The organism is Mesorhizobium sp. B2-3-12, from assembly GCF_006442205.1.
Lineage (GTDB): Bacteria > Pseudomonadota > Alphaproteobacteria > Rhizobiales > Rhizobiaceae > Mesorhizobium.
In genome coordinates, this window is sequence record NZ_VFVR01000002.1 from 176,054 (window position 1) to 198,356 (window position 22,303).

The following is a 22,303-nucleotide window of genomic DNA, read 5'->3' on the forward strand; positions in this document are numbered from 1 at the left end:
CGACGAAATCGTCAGGAGACCCGCCATGAAATTTTTTGTCGACACCGCCGACGTCAAGGATATCCGTGAGCTGAACGATCTGGGACTGCTCGACGGCGTCACCACCAATCCGTCGCTGATTCTCAAATCCGGCGGCAAGATCGCCGATGTCACCAAGCAGATCTGCGACATCGTCAAAGGCCCGGTCTCGGCGGAAGTCGTGGCGAGCGAGTACAAGGATATGATGGCCGAGGCCGAGGTGCTGGCCAAGATAGCGCCCAATGTCTGCATCAAGGTGCCGCTGACGCTGGACGGCCTGAGGGCCTGCAAGACGATCCGCACCGAAATGAACCGCATGGTCAATGTGACGCTGTGCTTCTCGGCCAACCAGGCGCTGCTCGCCGCCAAGGCCGGCGCTTCGTTCATTTCGCCCTTCGTCGGACGCGTCGACGACACCGGCGCGGACGGCATGGAGCTGATCCAGGAAATCCGTCAGATCTACGACAATTACGATTTCCAGACCGAAATCCTCGTCGCCTCCGTGCGTACGGTGAACCATATCAAGCAGGCGGCGCTCATCGGCGCCGACGTCGTCACCGCGCCGCCGGCCACACTGAAGGCATTGGTGAAACACCCGCTGACCGACAAGGGTCTGGAGCAGTTCACCGCCGACTGGGCCAAGACCGGCCAGAAGATCGGCTGAGACCATTCAGCTTCCAACAAAAAAGGCCGGGCAACCGGCCTTTTTTGTTGGTCTGGTGGCACCTGCAGCTCAATCCGCGTCGTCATCGCCGGGCGCGGCCGGCGGCTGGCGCTTGCCCGCCATGATCTCGCGCTTGCCGACATGGTTCGGCGCGCCGACCAGACCTTCCTTCTCCATGCGCTCGACCAGCGAAGCGGCGCGGTTATAACCGATGCCGAGACGGCGCTGGATGTAGGACGTCGAACATTTCTTGTCGCGCAACACCACCTTGACCGCCTCGTCATAGCTGGAATCGCCGTCCTCGGCCGCGACCGACCCCTTGTCGAACACCGCGCCCTGGTCGGCTTCCTCTTCCTCTTCATCCTCGTCGGCCGTCACGGTCTCCAGATATTCGGGACGGCCCTGCGCCTTCAGATGAGCCACGACATGCTCGACCTCGGCATCGGAAACGAAGGGGCCGTGCACGCGGGCAATGCGCCCGCCACCCATCATGTGCAGCATGTCGCCCTGGCCGAGCAGCTGCTCGGCGCCCTGCTCGCCTAAAATGGTACGGCTGTCGATCTTGGAAGTGACCTGGAAGGAAATCCGTGTCGGGAAGTTGGCCTTGATGGTGCCGGTGATGACGTCGACGGAAGGGCGCTGCGTCGCCATGATCAGGTGGATGCCGGCCGCGCGCGCCATTTGCGCCAGACGCTGGATGGCGCCTTCGATCTCCTTGCCGGCGACCATCATCAGGTCGGCCATCTCGTCGACGATGACGACGATGTAGGGCATCGGCGCGAGGTCGATTTCCTGCTGCTCGAACAGCGGCTCGCCGGTGCCCTTCTCGAAGCCGGCCTGCACGGTCATGACGACCGTCTCGCCCTTGTCGCGGGCTTGAGCGGCGCGCTCGTTGTAGCCATCGATGTTGCGCACGCCGAGCCGCGCCATCTTGCGATAGCGGTCCTCCATCTCGCGCACCGCCCATTTGAGCGCGGTGACGGCCTTCTTGGGATCGGTGACGACGGGGGTCAGGAGGTGCGGGATGCCGTCATAGACGGAGAGTTCGAGCATCTTCGGGTCGACCATGATCAGCCGGCACTCTTCCGGCTTCAGCCGGTAGAGCAGCGACAGGATCATGGTGTTGATGGCGACCGACTTACCCGAGCCGGTGGTGCCGGCGACGAGCAGATGCGGCATCTTCGCCAGCTCGGCGATGACAGGTTCGCCGCCGATCGTCTTGCCCAGGCAAAGCGCCAGTTTGCAGCTGGTCTTGCGAAAACCCTGCGATTCGATCAGCTCGCGGAAATAGACGGTCTCGCGGGTCTCGTTGGGCAGCTCGATGCCGATGACGTTGCGGCCGGGCACCACCGCGACGCGCGCCGATACCGCCGACATGGAGCGGGCGATATCGTCGGCAAGACCGATGACCCGGGAGGATTTGACGCCCGGCGCCGGCTCGAACTCATAGAGGGTGACGACCGGACCGGGACGAACGTGGATGATTTCGCCGCGCACGCCGAAATCCTCGAGCACGCTTTCCAGGAGGTCGGCATTCTGCTCGAGCCGCTCCTGCGACATATAGAAGCCCTGGCCCTCGGGTGGCTGCTGCAGCAGTTCCTCCGAGGGAAGCTCGTAGCTTTCGCCTGTTATCGGCTGCGCAAGCTTGCCGGCCATGGGCAGCGACGGTGCGCGCGCTGGGGGAACGGTTTCCCCGACGCGTTGCACAGTCGGCGCCGGGGCCGCGCTGCTTGCGGCGGGTGCGATGGCGGCGGCCGCCCGAGCCTGCCGGGCGGCCCTGCCAGCCGGAACGGACGGCTCGATCGCTGCCTTGTTGGAGTTGGCCGGAAGGACGTCCGGCAAGGTGGGCGGGGCCTGGCCCGGAAGGCATTCGATGACACGGAACAAGGCGGTGACATCGGCCACGGCGGACGCGGAGATGGCGGTCCGCCCGGCAAGCGGCCGAGCCGCGACCGGTGCGGGCGCGACCCGGCTGATCGGCCGGACCGGCGAGGTCACGTCGACCAGAAGCGGCGCCAGACCCTCGAAGAAGGCGTGATCCGAAAGATAAGGCCGCCGGGCTTTTTCGGCGGCGGCGGGTGCCGCTGCGGGCATCATCTGAACCGTGGCCGCAACGCCTTGCGCCCTCTCGACGGCGCGCGCCGCCTGAGCTGGCGCGGATGCTGGCGGTCCGCGATGGGCGACGGTGGCAGGCCCGGCCTGCCGCGTTGGAAGTGGTTGTGCCGCGGTCTGCTCGACCACCTCGTCGTGCGGCTGGCGCTGCTTTGGCTCATAGTCTGGCGTGCGTGTAAACCGCACATTGGGCGCGAGGAAGAAATACTCTTGCCAGGCAGGGCTTTCGGTGTCGCCGTGCTGCGGGGCAGTATTGTCCGTCGCGGGCTTGGCGTTCGCCCGCGCCAAATGGCTCGCCTGGGAAGCACCAGACCGGGCGACGTCCACCTTGCCGCCCGGACCGCCGGAACGCTCCCCTTCGGGGTCGTCGGGCGCGCTTGCGTGCAACGAATTGACCCGAGAAAAACGCCTGGCTTCCATTCTGAGGACTCACTGTGAACCGACCGCTGACCAATAGGGAGCGAGTGGTTAACAGTTACTTCCCGCCGCGGGTCCCGGAGCAGTCGAATTTTTTTCGAGGCCCTATCGACAAATTGGAATTTCCGGGGATGTCGGGCAGGACCAGAAAGGGGCAAGCCCTCTGCCATGACGGATCTGCCCGGCGAGAGCCAGGGTCGGGTGCGTACGAGGCCGGAATGCTTAGCTGGCCGTCTTGCCGTGCCGGACGAGATCCTGGGCGATGGACAGTTGCAGAGCCTGCGCCAGTTCGCGCGCGGCTCGGTTCTCGGCGTCGATCTGCGCCCGGTAGGAGGCGAACTCCTGACGCGGCCTGTCGAAGGACGAGGTGATCGCCCGCTTGCCAACGGCGATCACGGCGCCGGTTTTCGCGTCGGTCAGCGTGTAGCCGGCGGTCAGCGTCACCGAACCGGCGGTCGGCTCGTCTTCATCGGTTCCATTCTGGACCAGCGCCGCCGAATCGACGCCCTCGCTCACGCCGAGATCGAGCGAATAGAGCGGCGAGGCCGGCTCGCCGGCGCCACGCCCGAACCCGAAGATCAGATTGTTGCGCACTTGCTGGGCATAGCGCGTCTTGACCGGCTTGATTGCGATCGACGCCAGTTCGGCATTGGCGGCGGAGCCTGTCGACAGCGGCGCGCTCGAATAGAGCGGTCGCACCTGGCAGGCCGAGACGAGCGCAAGCGAGCCGACAAGGCCGGCAAGCGCGATGTGGCGCAGCAGAGGGCCCAGCTCCGTCTTTTTCCGATCAGGCAACGACATTGACGATCCTCTGCGGCACGATGATCACCTTGCGCGGAGCCTTACCTTCAAGTGCTTTCTGCACGAAGTCGAGAGCCAAGACCGCTTTTTCGACCGCACCTTGGTCCGCGTCGCGGGCAATTGTCAAATCCCCCCGCTTCTTGCCGTTGACCTGAACCGGATAGGTGACTTCGTTGTCGACGACCAGCGCCGGATCGAAGACCGGCCACGGCCGCTCGGCGACCAGATCGGTGCCGCCCAGCGCCTCCCAGCACTCCTCGGCCAGATGCGGCATCACGGGCGCGATCAGATGCACCATGATCTCCACCGCCTGGCGGCACGCGCTTTTCAACACTGCGTCGGCCTTGCCTTCGACCACCTCGTTGAGCGGCGTGGTCAACACATTGGCCAGTTCATAGATGCGGGCGATGGCGCGGTTGAAGGCGAGCTTCTCGATGTCCTCGCCGACCGCCTTCAGTATCTTGTGCGTGGCCTTCGAGACCGCTCCGGCCTCACCGGCGGTGGCCGCGGCAGGATTGACGCCCGCCAACGTCTCGGCCGCCATCGACACCAGGCGCCAGACGCGCTGCATGAAGCGATGCGCGCCGGCGGCGCCGTCGTCGGTCCACTCGACATCGCGCTCGGGTGGCGAATCCGACAGCATGAACCAGCGCGCGGTATCGGCGCCGTAGCCATCCGTAATGTCTTCCGGGCTCACCGTGTTCTTCTTCGACTTCGACATCTTCTCGAGCGGGCCGATGGTGACCGTCTCGCCCGTAGCGATGTCGATGGCGCTGCGCTTGCCGTCGACGTCTTCCAGCCGTACTTCGGTCGGCGCCAGCCAGCGGCCATTCGATGCCGAGCCGACACGATAGGTCTCGTGCACCACCATGCCTTGCGTGAACAAGCCCTTGAACGGCTCGGCCAAATCGACATGGCCGGTCTCGCGCATGGCGCGGGTGAAGAAACGTGAATAGAGCAGATGCAGGATCGCATGCTCGATGCCGCCAATATACTGGTCGACGGCGAGCCATTCATTGGCCGCTTTAGGGTCGGTCGGCTCATGCGCCCACGGCGCCGTGAAGCGGGCGAAATACCAGGACGAATCGACGAACGTGTCCATCGTGTCCGTTTCGCGCCGCGCGTCCTTGCCGCATTGCGGGCACTTCACATGCCGCCAGGTCGGATGGCGGTCGAGCGGATTGCCCGGCCTGTCGAAATCGACATCGTCCGGCAGTTTGACCGGCAGGTCGGCCTTCGGCACCGGCACCACGCCGCAATCCTCGCAGTGGATCATCGGGATCGGGCAGCCCCAGTAGCGTTGCCGCGAAATGCCCCAGTCGCGCAGGCGGAAGTTCACCTTGCGCTCGGCCATAGGCCGATTGCCGATCGTCTTCTGTTCCAGCAGCCTGGCGACTTCGTCGAAGGCCAGATCCGGCTTCATCCCGTCGAGGAAGCGCGAATTGATCATCGCGCCGTCGTCGGCATAGGCCACGTCGATCACCTGGAAAGTCGACGGATTCTCACCTTCCGGCATCACCACCGGCACCACCGGCAGGCCGTATTTGTTGGCGAAGTCGAGGTCGCGCTGGTCATGCGCCGGGCAGCCGAAGATGGCGCCGGTGCCGTATTCCATCAGCACGAAATTGGCGACATAGACAGGCAGCGTCCAGGTCTCGTCGAAGGGGTGGACGACACGGATGCCGGTATCGAAGCCCTTCTTCTCCGCCGTCTCCAGCGCCGCCACCGAAGTGCCCATATGGCGCACTTCCTCGATGAATTTCGCCAGCGCCGGATTGGTCGCTGCGGCCTTTTTGGCCAGCGGATGATCGGCGGCGATCGCCATGAAGGAGGCGCCGAAAATAGTGTCGGGCCGCGTCGTGTAGACTTCCAGCTCATGCTCGCCGGCAATGTCCGAAGCCAGCGGCCAGCGGATCAGCAGGCCTTCCGAACGGCCGATCCAGTTCTGCTGCATCAGCTTCACTTTTTCGGGCCACTCGCCGAGGCCGTCGAGCGAATCGAGCAGGTCCTGCGCGAAATCGGTGATTTTGAAGAACCACTGCGTCAGCTCGCGCTGTTCGACCAGCGCGCCCGAACGCCAGCCGCGCCCGTCGATGACCTGTTCGTTGGCGAGCACGGTCATGTCCTCGGGGTCCCAATTGACCTTGGAGGATTTGCGCGTCACCAGCCCCTTCTCGACAAAGTCGAGGAACAGCATCTGCTGGCGGTGGTAGTAGTCGACGTCGCAGGTGGCGAATTCGCGCGCCCAGTCCAGCGACAGGCCCATCACCTTGAGCTGCTCGCGCATGGTGGCGATGTTCTGGTAGGTCCACTCCTTGGGATGGACCTTGTTCTGCATCGCCGCGTTTTCGGCCGGCATGCCGAAGGCGTCCCAGCCCATCGGATGCAGCACGTTGAAACCCTTGGCCCGCTTGTAGCGCGCCACCACGTCGCCCATCGTGTAATTGCGGGTATGGCCGATATGGATGCGCCCCGACGGATAGGGGAACATCTCCAGCACATAGTATTTCGGGCGCGGATCGTCATTGTGCGCCTCGAAAAGCTTCTTTTCGGCCCACGCCTTCTGCCATTTGGGTTCTGACGCGCGCGGATTGTATCGTTCGGTTGCCATGAGACGTTTTTCACTTAAAAGCATGCGAGAACCGCTGGCGACTGGCTCGGCGGTTCAGGGAATGTGGTCCGGGTGTTCACCATGGTTTGGCAAACCCGTCAACCATATGGGCATCGCGGCGGCCAAAAACGCCGGTCAAAACAGCGGGAATTGCATATGGGTGACGCGGTTCAGCAGTTTTTCGCGGTCAAGGCGAAGATCGCCGCCGCCGAGCGGGAGGCAGGCCGTGAAGCCGGCGCGGTGACGTTGGTGGCGGTCTCCAAGACCTTCGACGCCGTCGATATCCAACCGGTGATCGAGGCCGGCCAGCGCGTCTTCGGCGAGAACCGCGTCCAGGAAGCGCAGGGCAAATGGCCTGGCCTGAAGGCAACTTTCCCCGATATCGAACTGCACCTGATCGGCCCGCTGCAGTCGAACAAGGCGAAGGAGGCGGTGGCGCTGTTCGACGTCATCGAAACGGTCGACCGCGACAAGATCGCCGCCGAACTCGCCAAGGAAATCGCCCGCCAAGGCCAGGCGCCAAAGCTCTATGTCCAGGTCAACACCGGCTCCGAACCACAAAAAGCCGGCATCGAGCCCCGCGACGCCGTCGCTTTCGTCCAGCGCTGCCGGGACGTCCACGGCCTCGCCATCGAAGGCCTGATGTGCATCCCGCCGGCCGACGAGAACCCCGGCCCCCACTTCGCCTTGCTGGAGAAGCTCGGCAGGGAAGCCGGCGTCGCCAAACTGTCGATGGGCATGTCCGGTGACTACGAGACGGCTATCGCCTTCGGCGCCACCAGCGTGCGAGTGGGCTCGGCGATCTTCGGCAGCCGGTGACATTTCCCCGTATCTTCCGCTGGAGTTGATTGATAATCCAAGACTATCGCGCTATATCTAGCCAAGCTAGCTAGGAGCTGCGAATGAACTGGCATCTTCAGGACGCAAAGAACAATTTTTCGAAGGTGGTTCAACAGGCGAGGACCGAAGGCCCTCAGACCGTGACGCTTCGTGGCGAACGGGCCGTGGTCGTGCTGTCCGTGGAGGACTACGACCGCCTGGCCGGGAAGAAGAAATCGCTCGGCGAATATCTGCTGACTGGTCCCGGCTGGGACGATGAGTTCGACAAGGAAATTACCCGTCGCCCGGACACCATGGTCCGGGATGTCGACCTCTGATGTACCTGTTCGACACGAACGTAGTTTCGGATGTGCAGAGGCGCCTGCCGAAGCCGACCGCCTGGGTGGCTTCGGTTGATCCGGCATCAATCAGCCTTAGCGTAATTACTCTTGGCGAGATCGAGCGGGGAATCGTCAAGCAGCGCAAGGTCGACCCTGTTCGGGCAGCGAGGCTCGACATCTGGCTGCGAGAATTGCGAAGAGACAATGCGGACCGAATTCTTCCAGTCACGGAAGAGGTTGCCTTGGCATGGAGCCGCATCACCGCAGGTCGGACTCAAGGCAGCGCGGACATGCTCATTGCGGCGACCGCTCTCGTCCATGACCTTGTCGTGGTCACCCGCAATGTCGCCGACTTCGAAGACATGGGCGTCACCGTGCTTAACCCTTGGGATGCCTGACCTTGCGCGAGTCGACACATCTTTCTTAGGCCAATCGGCGGGCGCACTTGCGCCAGAGCTTGAAACGAAACGGGCCGTTCCTATTTCCGTGGTGTCGTTCATTCCTTTTTCTCCTGGAGCCTTCACCATGCGTTACAATCAGCTTGGAAATACGGGGCTATTCGTCTCCGAACTTTGCCTGGGCACCATGACCTTCGGCGCCGCCGGCCAGAACGCCCAATGGGGCCTGATCGCCAGCCTCGACCAGAAGGGCGTCAACGAGATCGTCGGCCGCTCGATCGCCGCCGGCGTCAACTTCTTCGACACGGCCGACGTCTATTCGTTCGGCGAGTCCGAACGCCTGCTCGGCCAGTCGCTCAGGGATCTCGGCGTTGCCCGGTCGAGCGTGGTCATCGCCACCAAGGTCCATGGCGCCATGGGCGAAGGCGCTAACCAGCGCGGCTCCTCGCGCGGCCACATCATGGATTCGGTCGATGCCAGCCTCGAACGGCTGCAGCTCGACCATATCGATCTCTATCAGTTGCACGGCGCCGACGCGGTGACGCCGATCGACGAGACCCTGCGGGCGCTCGATGATCTCGTCTCCAGCGGCAAGGTCCGCTATGTCGGTGTGTCCAACTGGCAGGCCTGGCGCATCGCCAAGGCTCTCGGCATTGCCGACCGCAAGGGCTTTGCCCACTTCGAAACCATCCAGTCCTATTATTCGATCGCCGGCCGCGACCTCGAGCGCGAGATCGTGCCGCTGATCAACGAGGAGAAGCTCGGCCTGATGGTGTGGTCGCCGATGGCCGGCGGGCTGCTCTCCGGCAAATACGGCCCCGGCGCGCCTGGCAATGGCGAGGGTCGCCGCGCATCCTTCAACTTCCCGCCGGTCAACGAGGACCGCGCCTGGGCAGCGGTCGCCGTCATGCGCGAGGTCGCCAGGAAGCATGGTGTCAGCGTCGCCACCGTGGCGCTGGGCTATGTCCTGGCCAAGCCCTTCGTCATGAGCGTCATCATCGGCGCCAGCCGCATGGAGCAGCTCGAACAGAACCTCGCCGCCACCAGCCTCAAGCTCGACGCCGACGACCTCGCCAGACTGGACGAAGTCAGCGCTCTGCCGGCCGAATATCCCGGCTGGATGGTCGAACGCCAGGCCGCGGGCCGTCGTCCGGCGCCCTTCGTGCCGAAGGCGTAACCGCCGCGACGGCAAAGCCCACCTTTCGAAGCCGCGTGCCCAATGGACGCGCGGCTTTCGACTACAGCCGAACGGTCTCGGCGAGAAAATCGAGAAAGGCGCGCACCCGCGCGGGCAGATGCTTGCCCTGACCGACATAGACGGCATGCGTCGGCTCTTCGTCGCCGGGGTTGAAGTCCTCCAGCAGCGGCACCAGCCGGCCGGCGGCAATGTCGGGCTCGACATGCCAGCGCGCCAGCCGCGCAATGCCCGCGCCCGAAAGCGCGGACAGCCGCATCGCCTCGCCGTCACTCATCGTGGCATTGCCGTTGATCGGGACCATGACCGGGGCCCCGCCCACGTCGATGAACGGCCAGCCGTCGACATAGCGCGCAAAGCCGAAGGCGGCCATGTTGTGGCGGGCGAGATCGCCAGGCATCGACGGCGTACCGCGTGCGTCGAGATAGGCGGGCGCGGCGACCACCACCATCCGGCTCTGGCCGAGCTTGCGCGCCACCAGCCGTGATTCGCGCAGCGGCCCGGCGCGGATCGCGACATCGGCGCGCTCTTCCATCAGATCGATGACGCTGTCGGTCAGCACGGCCTCGACGAAAATCTCCGGATACCGTTCCAGGAAACGTGGCAGCAGCGGCATCAGCCGATGCTGCCCGAACGGCACATAGGCGTTGACCCTCAGCCGCCCGCGCGGCGCCGCACCCGCCGCGGCTTCGCGCTCGGCGGCATCGAGGTCGGCCAGGATACGTATGCCGTTGTCGTAGAACGCCGTCCCTTCCGGCGTCAGTTGCAGCTTGCGCGTCGAGCGGCTGACCAACCGCGCCCCGAGCCGCATCTCCAGCCGCGCGATCAGCTTGCTGACCGCCGACGGCGTCATGCGCAGCCGGCGCGCGGCGGCCGAGAAGCTGCCCGCCTCGACGACGCGCGCGAAGACTTCGATCTCGCCGGAGCGGTTGATGTCGGGTCTGGCCATCTGTGAATCTATTTCACAAGTAATATGCCCTGGGCAAGTCTGGTTCACAGGCTGGCGGATCACGATCTTCCGGGCCGAGGCGCGGGACTGGACAGGCGCCCGGTTGCCGCAACCGCCGCCGACGAAGGGAAAAACGTCATGCCTCTCGCTCTTTACGCCCTCGCCGCCGGTGCTTTCGGCATCGGCGTCACCGAATTCGTCATCATGGGTCTGCTCATCGATGTCAGCAAGGATTTCGGCGTCTCGATCTCGGCCGCCGGCCAGCTCATTTCAGGCTATGCGCTGGGCGTCGTCATCGGCGCGCCCTTGCTGACCATCGCCACGAGCAATTGGCCGCGCAAGACCGTGCTTCTGGTGCTGATGGCGATCTTCACGCTTGGCAATCTCGCCTGTGCGCTGGCGCCCGATTACTGGACGCTGATGGGCGCCCGCATCATCACCGCTTTTGCTCATGGCACCTTCTTCGGGGTCGGCTCGGTCGTGGCCACCGGCCTGGTCGCGCCCAGCAAGAAGGCCTCGGCGATCGCGCTGATGTTCACCGGCCTGACCATCGCCAATATCCTCGGCGTGCCCTTCGGCACCTGGCTCGGCCAGGCCTTCGGCTGGCGCGCCACCTTCTGGGCGGTGACCATCGTTGGTGTGTTGGCCTTCGCCGTCATCCAGGCCCTGGTCCCGCGCGGCGAGGCGGCGGCCGAAAAGAGCGACTTGCGCGCCGACCTCGCCGTGCTGCGCCGAACGCCCGTCCTGCTTGGCCTCGCCACCACCGTGCTCGGCTATGCCGGCGTCTTCGTCGTCTTCACCTACATCGCCCCGTTGCTGACCGAGATCAGCGGCTTCAAGGAAGCGGCCGTATCGCCGATCCTGCTCGTCTTCGGTGGCGGCCTCATCGCTGGCAACCTCGCCGGCGGCAGGGCCGCCGACCGCCGGTTGGTGCCGGCCGTGCTGGGCAGCCTCGTGCTGCTGGCGCTGGTGCTGGCAACCATGAGCTTCGCCATCCACAGCCAGGTCCTGGCCGTCCTCTATGTCGGCCTGCTCGGCGCGGCCGCCTTCGCCACCGTGGCTCCGCTGCAGATGTGGGTGCTGGAGAAAGCGCAAGGGGCGGGTCAAAGCCTGGCCTCATCCTTCAACATCGCCGCCTTCAATCTCGGCAATGCCGCCGGCGCCTGGCTCGGCGGCGCGGTTATCGCCCATGGCTTCGGGCTGGGTTCGCTGACCTGGGTTGCCGCCTTGCTGCCGGTCGCGGGCCTCGCAGTGGCCGCGCTGGCGCTGCGTCTCGATCGCCGTGCCGCGCTCGGCGCTCCCGTCTGCGTTCAGTCGTAACCCCTCCGGCACATCCGTTTCCAAACATCAAGGAGCAAGAAAATGGACTATCGACCTCTCGGCGCATCGGGCCTGAAAGTCCCGGCGCTTTCCTTCGGTGCGGGAACTTTCGGCGGCTCCGGCCCTCTGTTCGGCGCCTGGGGCAACAGCGACGCGCAAGAGGCGCGGCGGCTGATCGACATCTGCCTCGAGGCCGGCGTCAACCTCTTCGACACCGCCGATGTCTATTCGAACGGCGCATCGGAGAAGGTGCTCGGCGAGGCGATCAAGGGCCGGCGCGATGCCGTGCTGATCTCGACCAAGACCGCGCTGCCGATGGGCGACGGACCGGCCGACTACGGCTCGTCGCGTTCGCGGCTGATCAAATCCGTCGATGCCGCGCTCAAGCGCCTCGGCACCGACTATATCGACCTCTTGCAGCTTCACGCCTTCGATGCCGGCACGCCGATCGAGGAAATCCTGTCGACGCTGGACGGCCTGGTGCGCGCCGGCAAGCTGCGTTATGTCGGCGTCTCCAATTTCTCCGGCTGGCAGGTGATGAAGTCGCTCGGCCTGGCGGAGAAGCAGGGCTACCCACGTTATGTCGCGCATCAGGTCTACTATTCGTTGCTCGGCCGCGACTATGAATGGGAGCTGATGCCGCTCGGCCTCGACCAGGGCGTCGGCGCGCTGGTGTGGAGCCCGCTCGGCTGGGGCCGCCTGACCGGCAAGATTCGCCGTGGCCAGCCCCTGCCGGAACAGAGCCGGCTGCACGACACGGCGAGTTTTGGACCACCGGTCGAGGACGAGCATCTGTACCGGGTCATGGATGCACTCGACGCCGTGGCTGGGGAGACCGGCAAGACCGTGCCGCAAATCGCCATCAACTGGCTGCTCAGGCGCCCGACCGTGTCGTCCGTCATCATCGGCGCCCGCAACGAGGAGCAGTTGCGCCAGAACCTCGGCGCTATCGGCTGGACGCTGACGCCGGAACAGGTGAAAAAACTCGACGCGGCAAGCGAGGTCACCGCGCCCTACCCGTATTTCCCTTATCGCCGCCAGGAAGGTTTTGCCCGGTTGAACCCGCCGGCGGTGTAAGGGCGAGGCCCGTCAACTTCGTCGAAGCAGCCGCGAAGCGGCGTCGCGAAGACCCGAGGATCCATTCCGTGACCTCGGTCGAAGATCGCAGCGGAGTAAAATTCGGCACCGCTGCAACGCTTTGAAGGCGCGGCATGGATCCTATGGTCTGCGCCGCGTCGCTTCGCTCCTTGCTTCGCCATAGGATGACGAAAGCGATGGGCGGTTTCGCTAATCGTTGGTCGATAGATCTCGAAACTACCCCCTCAATGCAGCACAAATTCTCCATCCACCTTGCGCCACTCGTTCGGCGCGATCAGCTTCTGGTGCGTATAGACCACCGAATGCAGCGGACCATCCAGCTTGGCCTTCCAGAATTCGATGAACCGGATCAGCACCGGAAACTTCGGAGCGATGTCGTAGTCCTGCCAGACGAAGCTCTGCAGGAGATGCGGATGGTCGGGGAAATGATAAAGAATCTTGGCCGTCGTCAGGCCATAGCCTTTGAGCATCAGGTCCATTTCAAGATGGTCGCGCATTGCGGTCCCCAAGGTTGATTCTCCGTTCCTCCCAGGCACCAATTGTGCGCGTCGTTACTTAACTGTCTATTGATTTTTCTTGATCGCAAAACGAACTTTTCCCGCAAAAACATGCGGTTAGCAGCGAACCGTGCCGAGTGCTGACAGGCTCGACAGGCCCGCCTGCGGCATCCCGCCACGCGAATCCAACGTCTAATGTTGCCGTCGCGGCGGAACTGGTAATAATGCCGCCGAATTCGCGGCCGCTTCGCCGCGATCCCGCCGGCGTTCAAGCCGGCGGATTGGTTCGGGAGGAAGGCAAAAATGTCCGAGGTTCATGTCCATCGCGTCCAGCCGGCGTGGAAGAAGAACGCCCTGATCGACAATGACACCTACCTCAAATGGTATGCCGACAGCGTGAAGAACCCGGACAAGTTCTGGGGCAAGCACGGCAAGCGCATCGACTGGTTCAAGCCCTTCTCCAAGGTCAAGAACACCTCCTTCGAAGGCAAGGTCTCGATCAAGTGGTTCGAGGATGGCCAGACCAATGTCTCGTACAATTGCATCGACCGCCATTTGAAGAAGCGTGGCGACCAGACCGCCATCATCTGGGAAGGCGACAATCCCTACGACGACAAGAAGATCACCTACAACGAGCTTCACGAGCATGTCTGCCGGCTCGCCAATGTGATGAAGAAGCACGGCGTCAAGAAAGGCGACCGCATCACCATCTACATGCCGATGATCCCGGAGGCGGCCTACGCGATGCTGGCCTGCACGCGCATCGGCGCCATCCATTCGGTCGTCTTCGGCGGCTTTTCGCCCGATGCGCTGGCTGGCCGCATCGTCGACTGCGAATCGACCTTCGTCATCACTTCGGACGAGGGCCTGCGCGGCGGCAAGCCCATCCCGCTGAAGGAGAACACCGACAAGGCGATCGACATCGCCGCCAAGCACCACGTCATGGTCAAGAACGTCGTGGTCGTGCGCCGCACCGGCGGCAAGATCGGCTGGGCGCCGGGCCGCGACCTCTGGTATCACGACGAAGTCGCGACGGTGAAGGCCGAGTGCAAGCCCGAGAAGATGAAAGCGGAGGATCCGCTGTTCATCCTCTACACGTCGGGCTCGACCGGCAAGCCGAAAGGGGTGCTGCACACCACGGCCGGCTATCTCGTCTATGTGTCGATGACGCACCAGTATGTCTTCGACTACCATGACGGCGACATCTACTGGTGCACCGCCGATGTCGGCTGGGTGACCGGCCACAGCTACATCGTCTACGGGCCGCTCGCCAACGGCGCCACCACGCTGATGTTCGAAGGCGTGCCGAACTACCCCTCGCAGTCGCGCTTCTGGGAAGTCATCGACAAGCACAAGGTCAACATCTTCTACACCGCGCCGACGGCGCTGCGCGCGCTGATGGGCGCCGGCAACGACCCGGTGAAGAAGACGTCGCGCAAATCGCTGCGCGTACTGGGCTCGGTCGGCGAGCCGATCAACCCGGAAGCCTGGGAGTGGTATTTCAACGTCGTCGGCGAAGCCAAGGTGCCGATCGTCGACACATGGTGGCAGACCGAGACCGGCGGCATCCTGATCACGCCGCTGCCCGGCGCCACCGACCTCAAGGCGGGCTCGGCGACGCGGCCCTTCTTCGGCGTCAAGCCGCAGCTGGTCGACGGCGAGGGCAAGGTGCTCGAAGGAGCGGCCGACGGCAATCTCTGCATCACCGATTCCTGGCCAGGCCAGATGCGCACCGTCTATGGCGATCACGACCGTTTCGTGCAGACCTATTTTTCCACCTACAAGGGCAAGTACTTCACCGGTGACGGCTGCCGCCGCGACGCCGATGGCTATTACTGGATCACCGGCCGCGTCGACGACGTCATCAACGTCTCGGGCCACCGCATGGGCACGGCCGAGGTCGAATCGGCGCTGGTCAGCCACGACAAGGTTTCCGAGGCCGCCGTCGTCGGCTATCCCCACGACATCAAGGGCCAGGGCATCTACAGCTACGTCACCTTGATGAAGGGCGTCGAAGCGACCGAGGATCTGCGCAAGGAACTCGTCGCCCATGTCCGCAAGGAGATCGGCGCCATCGCCACGCCCGACAAGATCCAGTTCGCGCCGGGCCTGCCCAAGACGCGTTCGGGCAAGATCATGCGCCGCATCCTTCGCAAGATCGCCGAGGACGATTTTTCCGCGCTTGGCGACACATCGACGCTCGCCGATCCGGCAGTCGTCGATGATCTCGTCGCCAACCGGCAGAACAAGAAGGGCTGATGGCTGGCGAGGCTGCACTGGGTACCGTCACGGAGCTTTGGCGCTACCCGGCGAGTTCGCTCGCCGGTGAGCGCCGTGGCGCCATCTCGGTTGGACAGGCGGGCATCGACGGCGACCGCCTGTTCGGCCTCGTCGATACCTCGGACAATGAAATCGCCCGGCCAGATCGTGACGCCAAGTGGCACAAGGTGCCGCGCATCCGCACCCGGCTGAACAATGACCGCGAATTGCAGATCGCGGTTCCCGACGGCGACTGGCTGGCCGCGCCCGGCGCTGAATGCGACCGCGTGGTGTCGGCCTATCTTGGCTTTGCCGCCTCTATCAGGCCGTTCGGCCAGGAGAATGCACCGCCCGCCTACAGCGGCCCGCTGACGCAGGCGCGCTACGGCAAGGCGCCGATCCATCTCCTGACCACGGCCTCGCTGGCGCGGCTGAAGGCGCTGCATCCGGAAGGGGCCGCCGATCCGCGCCGCTTCCGCCCCAACATCGTCGTCGACATGACGGCGGTCGAGGGTTCGTTTCCCGAAACGGAATGGATCGGCAAGAAACTCGCGATCGGCGATCTGCTCTTGACCATCTCCGAGCCGTGCCGTCGCTGCGGCTTCACCATCATTTCGCAAGATGGTTTCGACCACGATCCCGGCATCCTGCGCAACCTGGTCCGACACAACGCCCACAATCTCGGCGTCTACTGCACCGTCGACCGGCCCGGCCATGTCGAGATCGGCGCGCCGATGCGGTTCGTCTAGGGAAGACCTTCGCATCATCTGTAATACGAATGACAGAAAACCGGGCCATACACCTCCGGCGCGGCCCGACTTGTCGCTCTCATTTTCGAATCCATCGGAGTGCCTATGACTTCCCTGCCCATTCTTGGCGCCGCCATGACGCTGGACGACGTCGAAACCCATCGCGACTGGCTGTTCGAAAAGCCGCGCGACCTCGAATTGCAGGACTTTGCCGAGGCCCGTGTTCTCAACGGCGACTGGGCACCGCTCGCCGCCCGCGCCAGAAAGCTTCTCGACGGCCATGGGGGCCGGCTCGGCATTCATGGGCCTTTCTGGGGCTTCACCATCGCCTCGCAGGACCCCGACATTCGCGACGTCGTCAGCAGACGTCTGCTGCAAGGTCTCGATGTCTGCGCCGCCATCGGCGCCAGCCACATGGTCGTCCACAGCCCCTACACGACCTGGTCCTACAACAACCTCGACAACAATCCCGGCGAGCGCGAAAAAATCATCGAATACTCCCGGCTGACGCTGCGCGATGCCGTCAAGCGGGCCGAGGATATCGGCTGCACCATGGTGCTCGAGAACATCGAGGACAAGGACCCGCATATCCGCGTGGTCTTGGCCGACAGCTTCAACTCGCCCGCGGTCGCCGTATCGATCGATACCGGCCACGCCTACTATGCCCATGGCTCCACCGGCGCGCCACCGGTCGACTATTATGTGCACGCCGCCGGCAACCGCCTGCAACATGTCCATCTGCAGGACGCCGACGGTTACGCGGATCGCCACTGGAGCCTCGGCGAAGGCACGATCCAATGGCGCTCGGTCTTTGCCGCGCTGGCGAAACTCGAAAGCAATCCGCGTCTCATCATCGAGATCAGGGACAAGTCCAGGATACCGGCGTCGGCGGCTTATCTCGCCTCGCTCGGTATCGCCGAATAAGGCCCCGGCGCACCGCGCTACCGGTACAGATCCGCCCGCGTCGGCGGCAGGCCACTTGGGCCCCGCGCGCGCTTGGTGACGACGGTCTGGAAAATCTGCGCCGAGGCGCGTTCGAAGGCGATCGAACAGCCGGTCAGGTAGAGCACCCAGAGCCGCGCCCGGGGCTCGCCCACCTCCGCGATCGCCTCGTCGAACCGCGCCCGCAGTCGCTCGGCCCACAGCCTGCAGGTGCGGGCATAGTGTTCGCGCAGGTTCTCGACGTCATGGACGAGAAAACCGTGTGCCTCCAGATTGCCCAGCGTCATGCCGATCGTGTCGACCTCGCCGCCGGGAAAGATGTATTTGATCAGCGCCTTGTACTCCCCGCCCTTGCGCAGCGTCTTCCTGGCGCTGCCCTTGCCGCGCCTTGTGATGGCATGGTGCAGGTAGATGCCGCCGGGCTTGAGCAGGCGATGGACGGTGGAGAAATAGGTGGCGTGGTTGGCGATGCCGACCGCCTCGAACATGCCGATCGAGGAGATCTTGTCGTAGCCGCCGTCGAGCTCGGTGTAGGACTTGATGTCGATGGTGATCCTGTCTTCCAGCCCTTCGGCGCGGATGCGCTCGCGTGCCAGCCTGGTCTGCTCCTCGGACAACGAGACGCCATGGCCGATGGCGCCATAATGCTTGGCCGCATGGATCAGCATGGCGCCCCAGCCGCAGCCGATGTCGAGCAGCCTGTCGCCCGGCTTCAGCCTGAGCTTGCGGCAGATATGGTCGAGCTTGTCCTTCTGCGCCTGGTCGATGCCGTTGGCGAAATCGGTGAAATAGGCGCAGGTATAGACCATGCGCTCATCGAGGAAGAGCCGGTAGAACGCGTTCGAGATGTCATAGTGATGCTCGATCGCCTTCTTGTTCGAACCGCTGACGAAGGGATTTTGCCCGGCAAGATCGGCCCGCTTCGTCATCTCTCTTCGCGAGAACAGCACGGCGGGCAGGTCGCGCAGGATGGCAAGCTTCGGCAGGGATTTGAGCCGGAGCTTGCCCTTCGACGGCAGCGCGTAGAGGTCGAAAATCGACCCGCCCTCGATATCGATCGTCTTGGCGATCCACATTTCCACCAGCGTCGAGAAATTCGGCCTGCGCGCCAGCTGCCAGACGATGTCCTGGTCGTTGATCGCAAGCACCGGCCCGCCTGGCGGACCGATGCGCTCGCCGGTCCACAGCCTGACGGCGAACCCTGGCTTCAGCGCCTCGACGACGCTCCGAACGATGCGTGCTGCCTTGTCGGCTGCATCCATGCCCCTCTCCTCTGGGCCTGGTGCCGACGGCCCGATGTGATTGTGGCCGCTCGGCCGTTCGGGTGCAACCCGCGGGCGCGGCGCGGCTATGAAGTGTCTCAATTGGGACACATCGGCGCGCCCTGAACATACCTCGCGTGACAGCGTCGCATCGCGGCACTTGCCAAATCAGCCGAAACACCCCACCTTGGGATCGTGTTCAACGAACTGAAAGGAGGTGATCCGATGTCGAGTGATTTCGTTTTCCAGAACGTGGCCTCAGCGGATTGCACTTTCGGGAAGCAGTCTTCCCGTTAAGGCGCGAGATGCGCGGCGGGTGATGTAAACGTCACCGCCATTGAGCCGCGCCATGGACGGAAACACGGAAGGCCGCCGGCTTCGAAAGAAGCGGCGGCCTTTTCCTTTTAGACCGGGCGCTACTTGGTCAGCGCCAGAGTTTCGATGTTGCGGGCAATGGTCTGGAAGGCCGCATCCAGTTCGGTGCCGTCGGCAGCCTGGTAGAAATGCTTGACCGAACCGGTATCGGGGCTGGCGCAACTCTGCAGCGTTGTGACGGCATTCGCCTCATCGAGTTTGAAGCCGATCGTGAAGATTTCTATGCCCTTGCCGCGCATGGCCGCGCAGAGTTTCGTCGCGGCCGTGCGTGTCGGCTCCTTGCCGGCGTCGTTGTAAACCTGATTGACGGTGGTGGCGTCGAAATACGACAGGTTGAACTCGCCGTCCGTCATCAGAATCGCGTATTTGCCGACTTTCTTCGGATCCATCTTGGCCGGCCGCTGCGAAGCATTCATCACGCTGCCCCAGCTCTCGGAGAGCATGTACCAGGTCCACTGGACGCCGATATGGCCGGCGGTGCCGCCCGAGGCGACGAGATCCTTGATCACATTCTTCAGCGAGGCGACGTCGGCCGTCAGCGGCACCAGCGTGGCGGCAGGGCATGCAGCGGTCCCTGTATTCCCAGCAAAGCCCGAGAGGAGATAGTCGCGATTGACCATGCTGGAGGCAGGACCGACGTCCGAATATTGATCCGTGCCCTTCCGCTCGGTGGCGCAATTGTCGGGGCGCGGCGAAACCGAAACAAGCCGCGGGCTGGCGTTGCCGGGCGCCTGCTTGCGCTCGCTGGCATTGGCTTCGACATAGACGCTGCCAGCCGCGAGCTGGCCCGCGTTGACCGAATTGGCATAGGGCACGATCGAAACACGCACCCGCGGCTTGCTCGGATCCTGACCGCCGAGGAAACTGTCCACCGCATTGGCCGCTGCGGCTTTCAGATCCTTGATTTTCTGACCAGCCATCGATCCGGTCACGTCGAGCATCATCGCCACTTCTATGGTCTTGTCCGAATAAAGCGATGTCGTCGACGCGGTGACGCGCTTCGACGTCTCCATGCCGAAAATCGGGAAGAACAGCGCGACGTCGACATGGGCGTCGACCTGCACCGTGTTGGCGATCCTGTCGACGATCAAATTGTCGAGCACGATCTGGCCCGGCTGCAGAATGCCGGCGGAGCTGTTGGCGTCGAGAAAGGTCTGCACGGATTTGTTGGCGTCGACTTCCTTGATGGCGCCGGTTGTCAGGTCGCGTGCCGTCGACGTCACTGCCGCGTCGACCACGCCCTGCAAGCTCGATTTGGCATTGTAGAGCTGCGTGACGTTCACAGAGAAGCCCGCGACCAGCGCCAAGACCGAGGCAGCAAAGCCGAACAGGACCGCGAAATTTCCACGGCGATCCCTGGCGAATGCGCCGACCGCGTGAACAAGACCCCCGTAATTCCGCATCCAACAGCCTCCGCTTGCCTCGGCCTCGTCGCCGCATTGAAGGCAATGCAGGATTCCGGCCGGACCATGCGGAGATCCGTCTTAAGACAGAAGGTCGGCAGCAAACCGTTGTTTTTGTTGGATTTTCTCCTGGCGAGAAGGTGAACGACTGGTAAACGCCGCGCTATATCGGCGCCGACGTTTACCGGATGCTTACCATGCCCGGCCGAAGAGCTCGTACGGTATCAGGCGACGTCTTGTTGCGGCACAGCATCGCTGTGCCGAAGCGGGCCAACTGTCTCACGCTTGCCAGGCATGTCGAGACGCGAACCAACTGGATGTGGCGAGATTCAGGTCAGACAATTGCAGGCCCGGGTCTCATTTCGGCTAGGCCAGCATCTGTGCGCTGGCCGTCCTGTCGACGCCGTGATGAGGCGGATTGAACAGCCTGCCTTCCTGCTCGTAGGTCCATACCTTGAACAAGGTAAGCCGGTGTGGGCCAAAACTGTGCAGCAAGGGGACGTCGGTGGCATCGCGGCCGCGCGCGACGACGACGCGACCAATTCTGGGCCGGTTGTGGCGCGGATCGAACGTGTACCACTTGCCGTCGAGGAACACTTCCATCCAGGCCGAGAAATCCATCGGTGCCGGATCGGCCGGCACGCCGATATCGCCGAGATAGCCGTTCACGTAGCGCGCCGGAATGTTCATGCAGCGGCAGAGCGTGATCGCCAGATGGGCGAAGTCGCGGCACACGCCGACGCGCTCCTCATGCGCCTGCGCGGCGGTGCGGGTCGAACGCGCATAGCCGTAGCCGAAGGACAGGCGGTTGTGGACATAGTCGACGATCGCCTGCACGCGCGCCCAGCCGGACGGAAGATGGCCGAAAAGCTGCCAGGCGAGATTGCTCAGGTGATCGGTCTCGCAATAGCGGCTGCCGAGGAGATAGCCGAGCACCTCATCGGGCAGTTCGGCGACTGGCATTTCCCGGGCCAGCGTATTGACCTCGTCCGTCTCGCCACTGTCCTCGATCACCGCATCGTAGAGGATGCGAATGCCCCCGGCGGGCGCCGTGAAACGGCGGCAGGCATTGCCGTGCAGGTCGTGGTAGAGCCGGGTTGGCACCGAAGGCGACGTCAGCACGCGCGTCTGCCGCTTGATGTCGGCCTGCCTGTCGTTGTGGATTTCGAGCAACGAAATCACCGGAGTGGCCTCGGCGCATTCGATGGCGATCTCGTAGCCGAGGCGGATAAGCATGAGCGTCGTCCCCTTCGCATGACTGGAATGGTCCGGTTTCAAACGCCGCAAGGTGATCGTGGTTCCCTGGACGCTGCCAAAATGCGCGCTCGCGGGTTTCCATATCCGCGCCTTCACGTTACGGTCGCGCCCTCCCTCGCCACCCTCCCCCCGACTTCAAGGAAAATCATGTTTGCTGGCAGAAAATTCGCCGCCTTCCTCTTCGACATGGACGGCACGCTGATCAATTCCATCGCCTCGGCGGAGCGGGTGTGGAGCGATTGGGCGCGGCGCCACGGCCTCGACGTCGCGGCCTTCCTGCCGACCATTCACGGCGTGCGGGCGATCGAGACCATCACCGCGCTGGCGCTCCCGGGCGTCGATCCGACACACGAAGCAGACCTGCTGCTGAAGGCGGAAGCGGCCGATCTGGACGGTATCGTTCAGATCGCCGGTGCCGTTTCCTTTCTGAACGCGCTGCCGCCCGAGCGCTGGGCGATCGTGACCTCGGCGCCGCGCTCGTTGGCCCTTGCCCGCATGAAGGTTGCCGGCATCCCCGTGCCTGGCGTCCTGATCGCGGCCGAGGATGTGTCGCGCGGCAAGCCGGCGCCCGATTGCTTCCAGCTTGGCGCCAGCCGGCTCGGCTTCGACGCGCGCGACTGCCTGGTGTTCGAGGATGCCCCGGCCGGCATAGCGGCGGCCGAGGCGGCGGGAGCTTCGATCATGGTGATCAACGCCACGCACCAGCATGTGCTGCAGACACCGCATGCCGCGATATCGGCCTATGACACGGTCGGCATCACCGTCGACGAGCAAGGCTGGCTGGCACTCGAACCGCAACGCGACGCCGCCTAGTCT

General features: G+C 64.0%; 19 protein-coding genes. 11 read left to right on the forward strand and 8 right to left on the reverse strand.

The annotated features are described in order from the left end of the window. Window positions 1-25: 25 nt before the first annotated feature. Complete coding sequence (gene fsa, locus FJ948_RS06135) at window positions 26-682, forward strand: fructose-6-phosphate aldolase (RefSeq protein WP_140702571.1); 657 nt, start codon at window positions 26-28, stop codon at window positions 680-682. Window positions 683-751: 69 nt separating this feature from the next. Here fsa and FJ948_RS06140 read toward each other — a convergent pair whose 3' ends face one another. From FJ948_RS06140 to leuS, 3 genes are all read right to left on the reverse strand, one after another. Beyond that, a complete protein-coding gene (locus tag FJ948_RS06140) occupies window positions 752-3,214 on the reverse strand; it encodes a DNA translocase FtsK (protein ID WP_140702573.1) in 2,463 nt (820 codons plus the stop codon). A 219-nt stretch (window positions 3,215-3,433) separates the two neighbouring features. Then, a complete protein-coding gene (lptE, locus tag FJ948_RS06145) occupies window positions 3,434-4,012 on the reverse strand; it encodes an LPS assembly lipoprotein LptE (RefSeq protein WP_140702575.1) in 579 nt (192 codons plus the stop codon). Beyond that, complete coding sequence (leuS, locus tag FJ948_RS06150) at window positions 3,999-6,623, reverse strand: leucine--tRNA ligase (protein ID WP_140702577.1); 2,625 nt, start codon at window positions 6,621-6,623, stop codon at window positions 3,999-4,001. Before leuS ends, lptE begins: the two co-directional genes overlap by 14 nt. A 156-nt stretch (window positions 6,624-6,779) precedes the next feature. On the opposite strand from leuS, the gene FJ948_RS06155 reads away from it, so the two are divergent. The 4 genes from FJ948_RS06155 to FJ948_RS06170 all read left to right on the forward strand — a co-directional run bounded on the left by FJ948_RS06155 (window position 6,780) and on the right by FJ948_RS06170 (window position 9,358). Beyond that, complete coding sequence (locus FJ948_RS06155; RefSeq protein WP_140702579.1) at window positions 6,780-7,442, forward strand: YggS family pyridoxal phosphate-dependent enzyme; 663 nt, start codon at window positions 6,780-6,782, stop codon at window positions 7,440-7,442. 83 nt (window positions 7,443-7,525) lie between these two features. Continuing rightward, on the forward strand, window positions 7,526-7,780 hold the full coding sequence (locus FJ948_RS06160; protein WP_140702581.1) for a type II toxin-antitoxin system Phd/YefM family antitoxin: 255 nt from the start codon (window positions 7,526-7,528) through the stop codon (window positions 7,778-7,780). Next, a complete protein-coding gene (locus FJ948_RS06165) occupies window positions 7,780-8,181 on the forward strand; it encodes a type II toxin-antitoxin system VapC family toxin (RefSeq protein ID WP_140702583.1) in 402 nt (133 codons plus the stop codon). The genes FJ948_RS06160 and FJ948_RS06165 overlap by 1 nt, the downstream gene beginning before the upstream one ends. Window positions 8,182-8,308: 127 nt before the next feature. Next, on the forward strand, window positions 8,309-9,358 hold the full coding sequence (locus FJ948_RS06170; protein WP_140702585.1) for an aldo/keto reductase: 1,050 nt from the start codon (window positions 8,309-8,311) through the stop codon (window positions 9,356-9,358). A 61-nt stretch (window positions 9,359-9,419) separates the two neighbouring features. Here FJ948_RS06170 and FJ948_RS06175 read toward each other — a convergent pair whose 3' ends face one another. Beyond that, window positions 9,420-10,325 (reverse strand): LysR family transcriptional regulator, encoded by a 906-nt coding sequence (locus tag FJ948_RS06175; protein WP_140702586.1) that lies wholly within the window; start codon window positions 10,323-10,325, stop codon window positions 9,420-9,422. 138 nt (window positions 10,326-10,463) lie between these two features. Between FJ948_RS06175 and FJ948_RS06180 the strand changes: the two genes are divergently transcribed. Next, the gene (locus FJ948_RS06180) at window positions 10,464-11,645 is read left to right on the forward strand and encodes an MFS transporter (RefSeq protein ID WP_140702588.1); all 1,182 of its coding nucleotides are present in this window, start codon (window positions 10,464-10,466) and stop codon (window positions 11,643-11,645) included. A 42-nt stretch (window positions 11,646-11,687) separates the two neighbouring features. After that, window positions 11,688-12,722 carry an aldo/keto reductase gene (locus FJ948_RS06185; protein WP_140702590.1) on the forward strand — a complete coding sequence of 345 codons (1,035 nt, stop codon included), beginning with the start codon at window positions 11,688-11,690 and terminating at the stop codon, window positions 12,720-12,722. A gap of 245 nt (window positions 12,723-12,967) precedes the next feature. Here FJ948_RS06185 and FJ948_RS06195 read toward each other — a convergent pair whose 3' ends face one another. After that, window positions 12,968-13,240, reverse strand: coding sequence for an usg protein (locus tag FJ948_RS06195; protein WP_023784217.1), 273 nt, complete (start codon window positions 13,238-13,240; stop codon window positions 12,968-12,970). Window positions 13,241-13,543: 303 nt separating this feature from the next. Between FJ948_RS06195 and acs the strand changes: the two genes are divergently transcribed. The 3 genes from acs (at window position 13,544) to FJ948_RS06210 (ending at window position 17,172) form a co-directional block, all read left to right on the forward strand. Continuing rightward, complete coding sequence (gene acs, locus FJ948_RS06200; RefSeq protein ID WP_140702594.1) at window positions 13,544-15,499, forward strand: acetate--CoA ligase; 1,956 nt, start codon at window positions 13,544-13,546, stop codon at window positions 15,497-15,499. Then, window positions 15,499-16,248, forward strand: a complete 750-nt coding sequence (locus tag FJ948_RS06205) for an MOSC domain-containing protein (protein ID WP_140702596.1) — start codon at window positions 15,499-15,501, stop codon at window positions 16,246-16,248. Before acs ends, FJ948_RS06205 begins: the two co-directional genes overlap by 1 nt. Window positions 16,249-16,353: 105 nt before the next feature. Further along, the gene (locus FJ948_RS06210) at window positions 16,354-17,172 is read left to right on the forward strand and encodes a sugar phosphate isomerase/epimerase family protein (RefSeq protein ID WP_140702598.1); all 819 of its coding nucleotides are present in this window, start codon (window positions 16,354-16,356) and stop codon (window positions 17,170-17,172) included. Window positions 17,173-17,189: 17 nt separating this feature from the next. On the opposite strand, the gene FJ948_RS06215 is transcribed toward FJ948_RS06210, so the two are convergent. The 3 genes from FJ948_RS06215 to FJ948_RS06225 all read right to left on the reverse strand — a co-directional run bounded on the left by FJ948_RS06215 (window position 17,190) and on the right by FJ948_RS06225 (window position 21,466). Beyond that, a complete protein-coding gene (locus tag FJ948_RS06215) occupies window positions 17,190-18,452 on the reverse strand; it encodes a cyclopropane-fatty-acyl-phospholipid synthase family protein (RefSeq protein ID WP_140702600.1) in 1,263 nt (420 codons plus the stop codon). Window positions 18,453-18,868: 416 nt separating this feature from the next. Next, the gene (locus FJ948_RS06220; RefSeq protein WP_140702602.1) at window positions 18,869-20,230 is read right to left on the reverse strand and encodes a pilus assembly protein; all 1,362 of its coding nucleotides are present in this window, start codon (window positions 20,228-20,230) and stop codon (window positions 18,869-18,871) included. Between the two features lie 366 nt (window positions 20,231-20,596). After that, the gene (locus FJ948_RS06225) at window positions 20,597-21,466 is read right to left on the reverse strand and encodes a transglutaminase family protein (RefSeq protein WP_140702604.1); all 870 of its coding nucleotides are present in this window, start codon (window positions 21,464-21,466) and stop codon (window positions 20,597-20,599) included. 168 nt (window positions 21,467-21,634) lie between these two features. Here FJ948_RS06225 and FJ948_RS06230 point away from each other — a divergent pair, with 168 nt between their 5' ends. After that, window positions 21,635-22,300, forward strand: coding sequence for an HAD-IA family hydrolase (locus FJ948_RS06230; RefSeq protein ID WP_140702606.1), 666 nt, complete (start codon window positions 21,635-21,637; stop codon window positions 22,298-22,300). The last annotated feature ends 3 nt before the right edge of the window (window positions 22,301-22,303 follow it).

What these genes read in the sequence shown, in the direction of transcription:
- fsa (WP_140702571.1), top strand. Translation starts at nt 26, where the DNA reads ATGAAATTTTTTGTCGACACCGCCGACGTCAAGGATATCCGTGAGCTG.
- FJ948_RS06140 (WP_140702573.1), bottom strand. Translation starts at nt 3,214, where the DNA reads ATGGAAGCCAGGCGTTTTTCTCGGGTCAATTCGTTGCACGCAAGCGCG.
- lptE (WP_140702575.1), bottom strand. Translation starts at nt 4,012, where the DNA reads ATGTCGTTGCCTGATCGGAAAAAGACGGAGCTGGGCCCTCTGCTGCGC.
- leuS (WP_140702577.1), bottom strand. Translation starts at nt 6,623, where the DNA reads ATGGCAACCGAACGATACAATCCGCGCGCGTCAGAACCCAAATGGCAG.
- FJ948_RS06155 (WP_140702579.1), top strand. Translation starts at nt 6,780, where the DNA reads ATGGGTGACGCGGTTCAGCAGTTTTTCGCGGTCAAGGCGAAGATCGCC.
- FJ948_RS06160 (WP_140702581.1), top strand. Translation starts at nt 7,526, where the DNA reads ATGAACTGGCATCTTCAGGACGCAAAGAACAATTTTTCGAAGGTGGTT.
- FJ948_RS06165 (WP_140702583.1), top strand. Translation starts at nt 7,780, where the DNA reads ATGTACCTGTTCGACACGAACGTAGTTTCGGATGTGCAGAGGCGCCTG.
- FJ948_RS06170 (WP_140702585.1), top strand. Translation starts at nt 8,309, where the DNA reads ATGCGTTACAATCAGCTTGGAAATACGGGGCTATTCGTCTCCGAACTT.
- FJ948_RS06175 (WP_140702586.1), bottom strand. Translation starts at nt 10,325, where the DNA reads ATGGCCAGACCCGACATCAACCGCTCCGGCGAGATCGAAGTCTTCGCG.
- FJ948_RS06180 (WP_140702588.1), top strand. Translation starts at nt 10,464, where the DNA reads ATGCCTCTCGCTCTTTACGCCCTCGCCGCCGGTGCTTTCGGCATCGGC.
- FJ948_RS06185 (WP_140702590.1), top strand. Translation starts at nt 11,688, where the DNA reads ATGGACTATCGACCTCTCGGCGCATCGGGCCTGAAAGTCCCGGCGCTT.
- FJ948_RS06195 (WP_023784217.1), bottom strand. Translation starts at nt 13,240, where the DNA reads ATGCGCGACCATCTTGAAATGGACCTGATGCTCAAAGGCTATGGCCTG.
- acs (WP_140702594.1), top strand. Translation starts at nt 13,544, where the DNA reads ATGTCCGAGGTTCATGTCCATCGCGTCCAGCCGGCGTGGAAGAAGAAC.
- FJ948_RS06205 (WP_140702596.1), top strand. Translation starts at nt 15,499, where the DNA reads ATGGCTGGCGAGGCTGCACTGGGTACCGTCACGGAGCTTTGGCGCTAC.
- FJ948_RS06210 (WP_140702598.1), top strand. Translation starts at nt 16,354, where the DNA reads ATGACTTCCCTGCCCATTCTTGGCGCCGCCATGACGCTGGACGACGTC.
- FJ948_RS06215 (WP_140702600.1), bottom strand. Translation starts at nt 18,452, where the DNA reads ATGGATGCAGCCGACAAGGCAGCACGCATCGTTCGGAGCGTCGTCGAG.
- FJ948_RS06220 (WP_140702602.1), bottom strand. Translation starts at nt 20,230, where the DNA reads ATGCGGAATTACGGGGGTCTTGTTCACGCGGTCGGCGCATTCGCCAGG.
- FJ948_RS06225 (WP_140702604.1), bottom strand. Translation starts at nt 21,466, where the DNA reads ATGCTTATCCGCCTCGGCTACGAGATCGCCATCGAATGCGCCGAGGCC.
- FJ948_RS06230 (WP_140702606.1), top strand. Translation starts at nt 21,635, where the DNA reads ATGTTTGCTGGCAGAAAATTCGCCGCCTTCCTCTTCGACATGGACGGC.